The following is an 11877-nucleotide window of genomic DNA, read 5'->3' as shown; positions in this document are numbered from 1 at the left end:
ACCCATGTCCGCCGAGACACTGCTCACCGTCTTGAGAGCGGAGGGCTCCACCGTCGTCGAGGTGCCCGGCTGGCGCACCCACAACCGGGCCGGCCACGGGCCGTGGGGCCCGGTCCACGGAATCATCATCCATCACACGGCCACCGCCGGCACAGAGAACACCGTCCGTATCTGCTGGGAGGGCACCGACTCCCTGCCCGGCCCCCTGTGCCACGGGGTCGTGGGCAAGGACGCCCGGGTCCACCTCGTCGGCTGCGGGCGCGCCAACCACGCCGGGGGCGGCGACCCGGACGTCCTGCGGGCCGTCATCGAGGAGCGGCGCACACCGCCCCCGCGGCGCTTCGACGCCGACGGGAACACCTTCTTCTACGGCTTCGAGTGCGTGAACCTGGGCAATGGGACGGACCCCTGGCCGGAAGCGCAACTGGAAGCGGTGGAACGGGCGGCGGCGGCGCTCTGCCGGCACCACGGCTGGACCGAGCGATCCGTCATCGGGCATCTGGAGTGGCGGCCGGGGAAGATCGATCCCCGCGGCTTCACCATGGACCGGTTGCGGGCCCGCGTCCGCGACCGGCTCGCGTGACGGCCGGCCTGGCAGCCCCCTCCGTCGGGCTCCGCGGGTGGGCCTCCCACGGATCTCGCCGACAATGGGAGGGTGACCGGCCCGTCCCCCCTTTCCTCCCCCGCACCCCTGGACCTCGCCGCCCTGCGGCCCAGGCTGCCGTCCCCCGTCGTCGAACTGGCCGACGAGCGGTTCGCCCGCCGGGGCGTACGGCTGCTGCTCAAGCGGGACGATCTGATACACCCCCGGCTGCCCGGCAACAAGTGGCGCAAGCTGGAGCCCAACCTGCGGGCCGCCGCGGCCTCCGGCCGGTCCACCCTGCTCACCTTCGGCGGTGCCTACTCCAACCATCTGCGGGCCACCGCCGCCGCCGGCCGTCTGCTCGGCTTCGCCACCATCGGCGTCGTCCGCGGTGACGAGCTCGCGGATCGGCCGCTGAACTGGTCGCTGGCGCGCTGCGCGGCCGACGGCATGCGCCTGCGCTTCGTCGACCGGGCCACCTACCGCCGCAAGACCGAGCCCGAGGTGCTGGCCGCGCTCGGGGCGGACGGCTGCCATGTCGTCCCCGAGGGAGGCAGCAACGCCGCCGCCGTCCACGGCTGCGCGGTGCTCGGCCGCGAACTGGCCGACGTCCTCGGACCGGGAGACGTCGCCGCCGTCGCCTGCGGTACCGGCGGGACGCTCGCCGGGCTGGCCGCCGGGCTCGGCGAGGGGACGCGGGCCCTCGGCTTCCCGGTGCTCAAAGGCGGCTTCCTGGGCACGGAGGTCGAGCGGCTGCAGACCGCGGCGTTCGGCGGCCGTCGGGGCGACTGGTCGCTGGACGACCGCTTCCACGGCGGCGGTTACGCCCGCACCACCCCGGAGCTGGACGCCTTCGCCGACGACTTCGCCGCCCGCCACGGACTGCCACCGGAACGGCTGTACGTGGCCAAGGCGTTGTACGGCCTGACGACACTTGCCGAGGAAGGGGCGTTCGCACCGGGTACGACGATCGCCGCCGTCATCACGGGCGGACCCGATCCGGAGCCGGAGCCCGAGCCCGATCCGGAGGCCGAGCCGGGCCAGGGGTAGGAGCCGACGGCGGAGGCGGGTGACGCTCGGCCTTGCCCGCGCCGTCGCACGCCCGGTGGGTCTTGGACGCCCGGCGGGTCCGGGACGGCCGGTGGATCCGGGGCAGCCGGTAGATCGGGGACAGCTGCTGGATCGGGAGCGGCCGGTGAGTCGGAGACGGCCGGTGGATCCCGGACGCCCGGTGGAACCGGGCCGTCGTCCGTACGGTACGCCGTTCATTCCGTCGCCTCCTCCCGGTACGCCGCGGCCTCCTCCAGGTCCAGCCGCCGCAACAGCGTCCGCAGCATCTCGTCGTCGATCCGCCGCGCGTCCCGCAGGGACACGAAGACCTCGCGCTCGGCCTCGATGACCTCCCTGGTCAGCCGGCGGTAGGTGTCGTCCGCCGACTCCCCGGTGGTCTCGTGCACGGCGCCGAGCCGCTCCCACACCGCGTTGCGGCGGCGCTCCAGCACGGCGCGCAGCCGGTCGGCGAGCGGCTGGGGCAAGGCGTTGCGGTCGTCGGCGAGGAGCTCGTCGAGCCGGCGCTCCGCGGCGGCGGACGCCTCGCTCTGGGCCTGCGCCTCGGCGAGGGTGGCCGAGCGCGGATCGCGGCCCGGCAGCCGCAGCGCCCGGATCAGCGGAGGCAGGGTGAGGCCCTGCACCACGAGCGTGCCGATCACCGTGGTGAAGGTGAGGAACAGCACCAGGTCGCGCGCCGGAAAGGCGCTCCCGTCATGGGTGGTGACGGGAATCGAGAAGGCGATGGCCAGCGAGACGACCCCGCGCATCCCCGCCCAGCCCACGACGAAGGTGCCGCGGGCGGTGGTCTCCCGCTCCCGTTCGCGGATCCGCGCGGACAGCAGCCGCGGCAGGAACGTGGCCGGGTAGACCCAGAGGAAGCGGGCGACGACCACGGCGAGGAAGACGGCCAGGGCGTACCAGGCCGCCTCGCCAGACCCGTACTCCCCCACTCCGCCGATCACCAGTCGGAGTTGAAGACCGATCAGGGCGAAGACGGCGGACTCCAGGACGAAGGCGACCATCTTCCACACGGCCGCTTCCTGGAGCCGGGTGGCGAAGTCCACCTGCCAGGAGCGGTGTCCGAGGTAGAGGCCGACCACCACGACCGCGAGCACACCGGACGCCTCCACCTGCTCGGCGGCGGTGTAGGCGACGAAGGGGATGAGGAGGGAGAGGGTGTTCTGCAGCAGCGGATCCCGCAGCCGCTTCCGCAGCCAGTGCAGCGGCACCATGAGAACCAGGCCGACCCCGACACCGCCCAGCGCCGCCACCGCGAACTCCCGTATGCCGCCCGCCCAGGTGGCGCCCTCGCCGACCGCGGCGGCCAGCGCCACCTTGTACGCGGTGATGGCGGTGGCGTCGTTCACCAGGGACTCGCCTTGGAGGATCGTGGTGATGCGCGAGGGCAGCCCCAGCCGGCGGGCGATGGCGGTCGCGGCGACCGCGTCGGGCGGGGCCACGACGGCGCCGAGGACCAGCGCCGCCGTCAACGGCAGGCCGGGCACCACCAGAAAGGCGGTACAGCCGACGGCGAGCGCGGCGAAGAGCACATAGCCGACCGAGAGCAGCGCCACCGGGCGGGCGTTGGCGCGCAGGTCGAGGTACGAGCTGTCGAGCGCGGCGGTGTGCAGCAGCGGTGGCAGTACCAGCGGCAGCACGATGTCCGGGTCGAGGGTGTAGTCCGGCACGCCCGGCAGATACGACGCGGCGAGCCCCGCCGCGACCAGCAGCAGGGGTGCGGACACGGGTGTCCTGCGGGCGGCGCCCGCGACGGCGGCGCTCCCGGCCACCAGTACCAGCAGTGGCATCACGTCCATCGGTGCCCACCCATGTCCATCCCGTCCTCACCTTCTAATCTGGCCATCATGATCGAGTGCCCGCACTGCGCCGAGCTGCCGCGCCCCGAGCCCGCCCCGCTGAGCGAGACCTGCACCGAGTGCGCGGCGGCCGGCAGCCACCCCGTCCAGCTCCGGTTGTGCCTGGTGTGCGGGCACGTCGGATGCTGCGACTCGTCGCCGCACCGGCATGCCACCGCCCACTACGAGGAGACCGGCCACGCGGTGATGCGCAGCTTCGAGCCGGGCGAGTCCTGGCGCTGGTGCTACGTCGACCGGCGCCTGCTGACCTGATCCTCCCCGGCGGCCATTCGAACGTCCCCCTGATCCGACCCCGAAGCGTCCCTGACTTTCCGCCCCGGAGCCGGGTCGGCGCCCGGGGCGCTGTCGGTGCCGCCCGCTAGCATGCAGGCATGATCCGATCCGCGACGCCCGCCGACGTTCCCGTCCTCCACGCGATGATTCGTGAACTCGCGGCGTACGAAAGGGCGCTGGGCTCCGCGCGGGCGACCGAGGAGCAGCTGCGCGAGGCGCTTTTCGGAGCGCACCCCGCGGTCTTCGCCTTGATAGCGGAGAGTGACGGCACTGAAGCGGGGGTTACGGAGGGCAGCGCGGCCCCGGCGGGCGAACCGGTGGGTTTCGCGCTGTGGTTCCGCAACTTCTCCACCTGGACGGGCACGCACGGTGTTTACCTGGAGGACCTCTACGTGCGGCCCACGGCGCGGGGCGCGGGATACGGCCGGGCGTTGCTCGCCGAACTGGCCCGCGTCTGCGTGGAGCGCGGCTACCAGCGTTTCGAATGGTCAGTACTGGACTGGAACGAACCGTCGATCCGCTTCTACGCGTCGCTCGGCGCGGAGCCCATGGACGAATGGACGGTGCACCGGATATCGGGCGAACCGCTCCACGCCCTTGCGGCACTCGCGCAGAGTGACGAAAATCCCAACAGGGCGACTCCTCTTTCGATTTGAGACCGCAAGCCCCTAGCCACTTTCCGTGCTCATGGGTTTACCATGAGTGACAGTCGTGGGCCTGCGGCGCGGACCTCCAGATCGCGATAGCGTCGCAGCCGGAAATGTGCCGCGGCGGCCTTGTGCCATCCTCTCCCGGAGGGTGCACGGCCGACGCCCGTCAAAGCTCAAGAAGCTTGTGTCACCTTGGAGGTGAGGGTGTCCCCCATCGCAGGCGAGTCCGGGGCGACCCAGGACTTCGTGGAAGTCCGGCTGCCCGCTGCGGGTGCCTACTTGTCGGTCCTGCGGACGGCGACAGCCGGTCTCGCGGCCCGACTGGACTTCACCCTCGACGAAATCGAGGATCTGCGCATCGCCGTGGACGAGGCGTGCGCGATCCTCCTGCAACAGGCCGTGCCCGGATCCGTACTGAGCTGCGTCTTCCGCCTCGTCGGCGACGCGCTCCGGGTGACGGTCTCGGCACCCACGACGGACGGCCGCGCGCCCGAGCGCGACACCTTCGCCTGGACGGTGCTCTCCGCCCTGGCCGGCGAGGTGGACTCCACCGTCGCGGACGACCGCACGGTCAGCATCAGCCTGCACAAGAAGCGCGGCGCCGGCCCCGGGCAGCCGTGACGGAAGAGGGGGCTCCGTGAGTACTGCATCGTCGCGGGAAGTACGCACCCCGGCCATCCCGCATCAGTCCGCCCGGCACCATCCGGGGAACGCGGCGGCTCTGGAGCCGGACGAGGCGAGTGACCGACCGGAGCGGGCGGACCACATGGATCAGCAGGACCAGCAGCGGCGGTTGCTCTCCCAGCCGCAGGATCGCAGTGGAGCGCGCGCCCTGTTCACCCGGTTGCGGTCGCTTCCCGACGGCTCCCCGGAGCGGGCGGAGCTGCGCAATCACCTGGTGCGGATGCATCTGCCGCTGGTGGAGCATCTGGCGCGGCGGTTCCGCAACCGCGGCGAGCCGCTCGACGACCTGACCCAGGTCGCCACCATCGGCCTGATCAAGTCCGTGGACCGCTTCGATCCTGACCGGGGTGTGGAGTTCTCCACCTACGCCACTCCCACGGTCGTCGGCGAGATCAAGCGGCACTTCCGGGACAAGGGATGGGCGGTCCGGGTGCCGCGCCGGCTCCAGGAGCTGCGGCTGTCGCTGACCACCGCCACCGCGGAGCTCTCCCAGCGGCACGGCCGCGCGCCCACGGTCCATGAGCTGGCCGAACACCTCGGCATCTCGGAGGAGGAGGTGCTGGAGGGCCTGGAGTCGGCCAACGCGTACAGCACGCTCTCCCTCGACGTGCCGGACACGGACGACGAGTCGCCCGCCGTGGCCGACACCCTCGGCGCGGAGGACGAGGCCCTGGAGGGCGTCGAGTACCGCGAGTCCCTCAAGCCCCTGCTGGAGGACCTGCCACCGCGCGAGAAGAAGATCCTTCTGCTGCGGTTCTTCGGCAACATGACACAGTCGCAGATCGCCCAGGAGGTCGGCATCTCCCAGATGCACGTCTCGCGACTGCTCGCCCGCACCCTCGCCCAGCTCCGCGAGCGACTGCTCGTCGAGGAGTAGCCGCCTCGTCGGGAAGCGGCCGTCACGGGAGGACGTCGGGGAGATCGAGCCCGACGTCCGGGGGCGCCGCGGCCCGCTCGGGACCGGCGGCTCAGGACTCCCGTGGGCCGATGCCCAGCGCCTCGGTGGCCGTCGGGTTCACCAGCAGCCCCAGGGTGAGCACGGCGGCGAGCGCCAGCACCACGCCCGCGGCGACCAGACCGCCACCCCCGTTGATCAGCGACCAGGCGACGGGGAACGCCACGAGCTGGGTGATGAGCGCGGGCCCCCGGCTCCAGCGGCGGCGCAGCAGCAGGCCGCGGGCCGCCGCCAGCGGCAGCAGGGCCAGGGCGACCATGGTCGCTCCGCCCGTCACCGCCTGCCGTGGGCTGTCCGGCTTCCCCAGCAGCCCCATGACCAGGATGTACAGTCCGCCGATCAGCAGGGCCAGCCCCTCCAGGCCGGCCAGCGCGGCGGCGGCCGTCAACCGGGCAGGCCGCGGACCGGCCGGCTCCGGGACGTCGGGTGCCTTGCTTCCGTCGCGCTCGGGGGCTGCGCTCTTTCGGGCGGCCTCGGCGCTCTTACGGGCGGACTTCGACGCGGACTGCTTGCTGCTCACCCCAGCAGGGTAGCCCCGCCCCGTCCCGACCGGTCGCCCCCGGGCGATCCCGCGACGCGGAAGGCCGGGACGGCGAGACCTGAGGTGGGTCGTGTACCGACAGGTAGGTAGGCTGGCGCGCATGCGTGCGCTTCTCGTGGTCAACCCGTCGGCCACCACCACCAGTGCCCGTACGCGCGATGTCCTGGTGCACGCGCTCGCCAGCGACCTCAAGCTCGAGGTCGCCACCACCGAGTACCGGGGGCACGCGCGAGACCTGGCGCGGGCGGCCGCGGAGAGCGGCAACACCGAGCTGGTGGTCGCCCTGGGCGGGGACGGAACGGTCAACGAGGTCGTCAACGGTCTGCTGCACCACGGCCCCGACCCCGAGCGCCTGCCGCGTCTGGCGGTGGTGCCCGGCGGCTCGACCAATGTGTTCGCCCGCGCGCTGGGGCTGCCGAACGATCCCGTCGAGGCCGCGGGTGCCCTGCTGGAGGCGCTGCGCGACGGTGACGAGCGGATCATCGGCCTGGGGCACGCGGCCGGCACCCCGGGCAGCGAGGACGAAGGAGCCCCCGGCCGCTGGTTCACCTTCTGCGCCGGGCTCGGCTTCGACGCCGGTGTCGTCGGCCGGGTGGAGCAGCAGCGGGAGCGCGGCAAACGTTCGACGCATTCCCTGTACGTGCGACAGTTCATGCGTCAGTTTGTCGGCGAGCCCAACCGCCGACACGGGACGATCACCCTCGAACGACCTGGCGAGGAGCCACTCGCGAATCTCGTCATGTCGATAATCTGCAACACGTCGCCGTGGACGTACTTCGGCAACCGGCCGATCTACGCACTGCCCCGCGCGTCCTTCGACACCGGCCTTGACGTGCTGGGACTCACCAGGCTCTCGACCCTCACGGCCGGCCGCCACATCACCCGGCTGCTGACGTCGACACCGGAGCGCGGACCCGAGGGTAGACACGCTGTGTCACTCCATGACCAGAGTTCCTTCACCTTGCATTCGCAGGCCCCACTCCCGTTTCAGATGGACGGTGACCACCTCGGATTGCGTACGAGCGTGACGTTCACAGGCGTTCGCCGTGCACTGCGTGTGATTGTGTGAGTGTGAGGGCCTAAAGTCCTTCCACTCGAACGTTTAGCCTGGGTTCCACCCCCTGGAAGTACGGCTGTGACCTAGCTGACACCGAGGAATCAAAAAAAACTTTCCAGAAGGGGTTGTGTCCGCCGCCGAGGTTTGCGAGTCTCTTCATGGCGAACGGGACAGCCGCTCATCTCGGCCTTCCCGGATTGCCCGAACCCCCTCTCTCTTTCCTGGACCGCAGCCAGTCTCGACTGGGTAACGGCCCTTCCCTTGCGGGGGGATTCGTGAAAGCGTTCACATTCACAAGCCACGTAGCCGCAATAACGAGGAGATGGAGCAGCCATGGACTGGCGTCACAACGCCGTTTGCCGCGAGGAAGACCCCGAGCTGTTCTTCCCCATCGGCAACACCGGTCCTGCGCTGCTGCAGATCGAGGAAGCCAAGGCCGTCTGCCGCCGCTGCCCCGTGATGGAGCAGTGCCTGCAGTGGGCGCTCGAGTCCGGCCAGGACTCCGGCGTCTGGGGTGGCCTCAGCGAGGACGAGCGCCGCGCGATGAAGCGCCGCGCCGCCCGCAACCGGGCTCGCAACGCGACCGCCTGACGACGCCCCCTCGGCCCCCGAGCCGCAGCGCGCAGTGCCCCTGACGTATCGGGGGCGCCCACCAGCACCGCACAGTGAAGCTTTGAGCCCCGGACCGGCCACGGTCCGGGGCTCAGTGCTGTGCCCGGCGCGACGCGGCCCGATGCCGCGCCGCCGCTGAGCGAAACCGGTCTGGTCAGGGCTTTTCCGGCCGGACGGGGAGGTCGAGGACGACTCGGGTACCTCGCTCGGAGGCGGGCACCATGTCGAACCTGCCGCCGAGTTCGCCCTCGACCAAGGTGCGGACGATCTGCAGGCCGAGGTTCCCGGCCTGGTGCGGGTCGAATCCCTCGGGCAGCCCGCGCCCGTCGTCCTGGACCGAGATCAGCAGCCGGGCGTCGGCCCGGGTGCCCCCGCGCACCGCCGTCACCTCGACCGTCCCCTGCTCCCCCGGGCCGAACCCGTGCTCCAGCGCGTTCTGCAGCAGCTCGGTCAGAACCATGGAGAGCGGAGTCGCGACCTCGGCGTCGAGCACTCCGAACCGCCCGGTCCTGCGGGTGTGGACACGTCCCGGCGAGATCTCGGCGACCATGGCGAGCACCCGGTCGGCGATCTCGTCGAATTCCACCCGTTCGTCGAGGTTCTGGGAGAGCGTCTCGTGGACGATCGCGATCGAGCCGACCCGGCGGACGGCCTCCTCCAGGGCCTCGCGCCCCTCCGCCGAGCCGATGCGGCGGGCCTGCAGCCGCAGCAGGGCGGCGACGGTCTGGAGGTTGTTCTTCACCCGGTGGTGGATCTCCCGGATGGTGGCGTCCTTGGTGATCAACTCACGCTCGCGGCGACGCAGTTCGGTGACGTCGCGGAGCAGGACGAGCGAACCGATGTGCGTGCCCTTGGGTTTGAGCGGGATGACCCGCAGCTGGATGACACCGCCGTTGGCCTCGACCTCGAACTCGCGCGGCGCCCAGCCGCTGGCGAGCTTCGCCAGGCCCTCGTCCACCGGGCCGCGCGACGGTGCCAACTGAGCGGTGGTCTCGCCCAGATGGTGTCCGACGAGGTCGGCGGCGAGGCCGAGTCGGTGGTAGGCGGAGAGCGCGTTCGGACTCGCGTACTGGACGACGCCGTCCGCGTCCAGCCGGACCAGGCCGTCGCCGGCGCGCGGCGAGGCGTCCATGTCGACTTGTTGCCCAGGGAAGGGGAACGTTCCGGCGGCGATCATCTGGGCGAGGTCGGAGGCGCTCTGCAGATAGGTGAGCTCCAGCCGGCTCGGCGTCCGCACGGTGAGCAGGTTGGTGTTCCGGGCGATGACACCGAGGACGCGCCCTTCGCGGCGGACCGGGATGGACTCCACCCGGACCGGCACCTCTTCGCGCCACTCGGGATCGCCCTCGCGCACGATCCGCCCCTCGTCGAGCGCCGCGTCGAGCATGGGCCGGCGCCCGCGCGGGACGAGGTGGCCGACCATGTCGTCCTGGTACGAGGTGGGGCCGGTATTGGGGCGCATCTGGGCGACCGAGACATACCGGGTGCCGTCGAGTGTGGGAATCCACAGCACGAGGTCGGCGAAGGAGAGGTCGGAGAGCAACTGCCACTCCGAGACCAGCAGGTGGAGCCATTCGAGGTCGGAGCCGTCGAGAGCGGTGTGCTGGCGTACGAGATCGTTCATGGAGGGCACGGCTGTGAGCCTAATTCCTTTTTGCGGCTCGGTGGAGCGGGCGGCGCGGGCGCGGGCGCGCAGTGTGCCGACGGAGCCGCCCGCACGGCGCGACACCGGTCATTCGCCGCCGGGACACGCGGAGTTCGGCGCGCGGGCATGGACAGGGCGAATGGTCTAGTCCACAATGAACGGGTAAAGCCCCGCCCTCCCCGCACAGGAGGGCGGCACGAGGCCCGGCGCTCTCTGCCCTGACCGCGCCACGGCCTCCGGTCGGCCGCTCCGGACGCGGGGCTCGCACACCCCGCGGTGTCCGGTCCGGCCGATATCAGCTCCGGGCTGCGGTGCCGGCGGGGTCGAGGGTCCCCGTCAGGCGCCGCGGCCCGTGGCGCAGCCGCGTCGCCGCCCTCTCCCGAGGCGTCCGTCTTATCCCGAGGCGTCCGCCTTCTCCCGGAGCGTCCACCCGGACGCGCCTCACCCCGTCAGCGGTCGCCCGGACCGCCGTCCGGCCAGGCACGGAGGGCCAACTCCGCCACCGCCTCGAGCTCCTCACGGCTCGCGCCGTCGCGCGCCTGCTGCGACATGCCCTGGATGACGACGGCCGTGAAGCGAGCGAGGGCGCGCGGGTCGGTGTCTTCGGGCAGCTCCCCGACGGCCTTGTCGGCCTCGATGGCCTGCTCCATGGCGTGGACGTTCGCCTCCCGCTGCTCACGCAGGGACGCGACCACATCCGCCGACGCCTCCGTCGCGTTGACGGCGGCCGTGATGATCAGGCAGCCGGGCGGGCGACCGGGGGCGGTGTACTCGGCGGCGGCCTCGCGCAGCATCCGCGCGACCCCCCGGCGCGCGGTCGGCTCCTCGTCGAGAGCGCGGCCGAGGAACGCGCCGTACGTGTGGCCGTACTCCTCGACGGCCGCGCTGAACAGGGCCTTCTTGTCACCGAACGCGGCGTAGAGGCTGGGGGCGCCGATGCCCATGCTGCGCGTGAGGTCCGCGATGGAGGTGGCCTCGTAGCCATGCTCCCAGAAGGCCATGATCGCCTGCTCCAGGGCCGTGGCCCGGTCGAAGGACCGGGGACGGCCGCGCTGTTTCGTCGCCATGCCGAAATTTTATAGCGCTCACTCAAGAATCCCTGCTACCTTATTTCTGTAACGATCCCTAGGGAAAGAGGGGGGGGCGGCTCCCATGGGCGCGCTCACGGGCAGGACGGCACTGGTGACGGGCGGCAGCCGGGGCATCGGCAGGGCGATCTCCGAACGACTGGCACGGGACGGCGCGCGGGTGGCCGTGCACTACGGGCGGGACGAGCGGGCGGCCGCGGAGACGGTCGCGGCGATCACGGCCGCGGGCGGTTCCGCCTTCACGGTGCGGGCACGATTGGGTGTACCGGGCGACGCCGAGGAACTGTGGGCGGCGTACGACGAGCAGGCGGACGGGGTGGACGTCCTGGTCAACAACGCCGGGACGGACGGGGCGCGCAAGCCGATCGGCGAGACGACGCCGGAGGAGTTCGACGACGTCTTCGCGCTCAACACCAAGGCCCCCTTCTTCATCACCAAGCTCGGGCTGGAGCGGATGCGGGACGGCGGCCGGGTCGTGAACGTGTCGACGGGGCTGTCCCGACGGGCGGGCATGACGGAGCTCATCGCGTACGCGATGACCAAGGGCGCCCTCGACGTGTTCACCATGACGCTCGCCAAGGAGGTGGGCGCGCGCGGCATCACGGTCAACGCCGTGGCTCCCGGCGTGATCGACACGGACATGAACGCCGGCTGGCTGCGAGGCGAGGAGAACAAGGCGGCCTGGGAGGCCATGGCCGACCTCTCGCCCTTCCGGCGGATCGGGGAGCCGCGGGACATAGCCGATGTGGTGGGCTTTCTGGCCTCACCCGAGGGGCGGTGGGTAACAGGGCAGTGGATCGACGCGACGGGAGGCTCTCTGCTGTGACGCGCGGGTGACCTTCTCCCTGGGCCGGGCTCTGTT

13 protein-coding genes are annotated in these 11877 nt (G+C 71.6%); 9 read left to right on the top strand and 4 right to left on the bottom strand.

Going from position 1 to position 11877, the window contains the following annotated elements; genetic code table 11:
- Nucleotides 1-4: 4 nt before the first annotated feature.
- Together J7W19_RS21740 and J7W19_RS21735 are read left to right on the top strand one after the other, a co-directional pair.
- Entirely contained in the window at nucleotides 5-583 is a 579-nt protein-coding gene (locus J7W19_RS21740) for an N-acetylmuramoyl-L-alanine amidase (protein ID WP_004937624.1), read from the top strand.
- 72 nt (nucleotides 584-655) lie between these two features.
- Nucleotides 656-1633 (top strand): 1-aminocyclopropane-1-carboxylate deaminase/D-cysteine desulfhydrase, encoded by a 978-nt coding sequence (locus J7W19_RS21735; RefSeq protein ID WP_004937622.1) that lies wholly within the window; start codon nucleotides 656-658, stop codon nucleotides 1631-1633.
- 215 nt (nucleotides 1634-1848) lie between these two features.
- Here the strand turns inward: J7W19_RS21735 and J7W19_RS21730 are convergent, their stop codons facing one another.
- Nucleotides 1849-3450, bottom strand: a complete 1602-nt coding sequence (locus J7W19_RS21730; protein ID WP_004937619.1) for a Na+/H+ antiporter — start codon at nucleotides 3448-3450, stop codon at nucleotides 1849-1851.
- A 48-nt stretch (nucleotides 3451-3498) separates the two neighbouring features.
- On the opposite strand from J7W19_RS21730, the gene J7W19_RS21725 reads away from it, so the two are divergent.
- The 4 genes from J7W19_RS21725 to J7W19_RS21710 all read left to right on the top strand — a co-directional run bounded on the left by J7W19_RS21725 (nucleotide 3499) and on the right by J7W19_RS21710 (nucleotide 5994).
- A complete protein-coding gene (locus tag J7W19_RS21725; RefSeq protein WP_004937616.1) occupies nucleotides 3499-3762 on the top strand; it encodes a UBP-type zinc finger domain-containing protein in 264 nt (87 codons plus the stop codon).
- A gap of 119 nt (nucleotides 3763-3881) precedes the next feature.
- Nucleotides 3882-4439: a GNAT family N-acetyltransferase gene (locus J7W19_RS21720; RefSeq protein ID WP_004937613.1), complete on the top strand. Its 558-nt coding sequence runs from the start codon at nucleotides 3882-3884 to the stop codon at nucleotides 4437-4439.
- A 198-nt stretch (nucleotides 4440-4637) separates the two neighbouring features.
- Entirely contained in the window at nucleotides 4638-5054 is a 417-nt protein-coding gene (locus tag J7W19_RS21715) for an ATP-binding protein (protein ID WP_004937609.1), read from the top strand.
- 16 nt (nucleotides 5055-5070) lie between these two features.
- Complete coding sequence (locus tag J7W19_RS21710; protein ID WP_040887374.1) at nucleotides 5071-5994, top strand: RNA polymerase sigma factor SigF; 924 nt, start codon at nucleotides 5071-5073, stop codon at nucleotides 5992-5994.
- A gap of 91 nt (nucleotides 5995-6085) precedes the next feature.
- On the opposite strand, the gene J7W19_RS21705 is transcribed toward J7W19_RS21710, so the two are convergent.
- A complete protein-coding gene (locus J7W19_RS21705) occupies nucleotides 6086-6592 on the bottom strand; it encodes a hypothetical protein (RefSeq protein WP_004937604.1) in 507 nt (168 codons plus the stop codon).
- A 121-nt stretch (nucleotides 6593-6713) separates the two neighbouring features.
- Between J7W19_RS21705 and J7W19_RS21700 the strand changes: the two genes are divergently transcribed.
- Nucleotides 6714-7682, top strand: a complete 969-nt coding sequence (locus tag J7W19_RS21700; protein ID WP_004937602.1) for a diacylglycerol/lipid kinase family protein — start codon at nucleotides 6714-6716, stop codon at nucleotides 7680-7682.
- Nucleotides 7683-8003: 321 nt separating this feature from the next.
- Nucleotides 8004-8261, top strand: coding sequence for a WhiB family transcriptional regulator (locus tag J7W19_RS21695; protein ID WP_004937597.1), 258 nt, complete (start codon nucleotides 8004-8006; stop codon nucleotides 8259-8261).
- Nucleotides 8262-8436: 175 nt separating this feature from the next.
- On the opposite strand, the gene J7W19_RS21690 is transcribed toward J7W19_RS21695, so the two are convergent.
- Nucleotides 8437-9906, bottom strand: coding sequence for a sensor histidine kinase (locus J7W19_RS21690; RefSeq protein ID WP_040887371.1), 1470 nt, complete (start codon nucleotides 9904-9906; stop codon nucleotides 8437-8439).
- Between the two features lie 470 nt (nucleotides 9907-10376).
- Nucleotides 10377-10994, bottom strand: a complete 618-nt coding sequence (locus J7W19_RS21685) for a TetR/AcrR family transcriptional regulator (RefSeq protein ID WP_004937583.1) — start codon at nucleotides 10992-10994, stop codon at nucleotides 10377-10379.
- An 85-nt stretch (nucleotides 10995-11079) separates the two neighbouring features.
- Between J7W19_RS21685 and J7W19_RS21680 the strand changes: the two genes are divergently transcribed.
- The gene (locus tag J7W19_RS21680) at nucleotides 11080-11841 is read left to right on the top strand and encodes an SDR family oxidoreductase (RefSeq protein WP_004937581.1); all 762 of its coding nucleotides are present in this window, start codon (nucleotides 11080-11082) and stop codon (nucleotides 11839-11841) included.
- The last annotated feature ends 36 nt before the right edge of the window (nucleotides 11842-11877 follow it).

This window comes from Streptomyces mobaraensis NBRC 13819 = DSM 40847 (assembly GCF_017916255.1).
In the GTDB taxonomy this organism is placed as follows: Bacteria; Actinomycetota; Actinomycetes; order Streptomycetales; family Streptomycetaceae; genus Streptomyces; species Streptomyces mobaraensis.
Note: the sequence above shows the minus strand (reverse complement) of the source record. Positions and strands in the feature narration are given on the sequence as shown.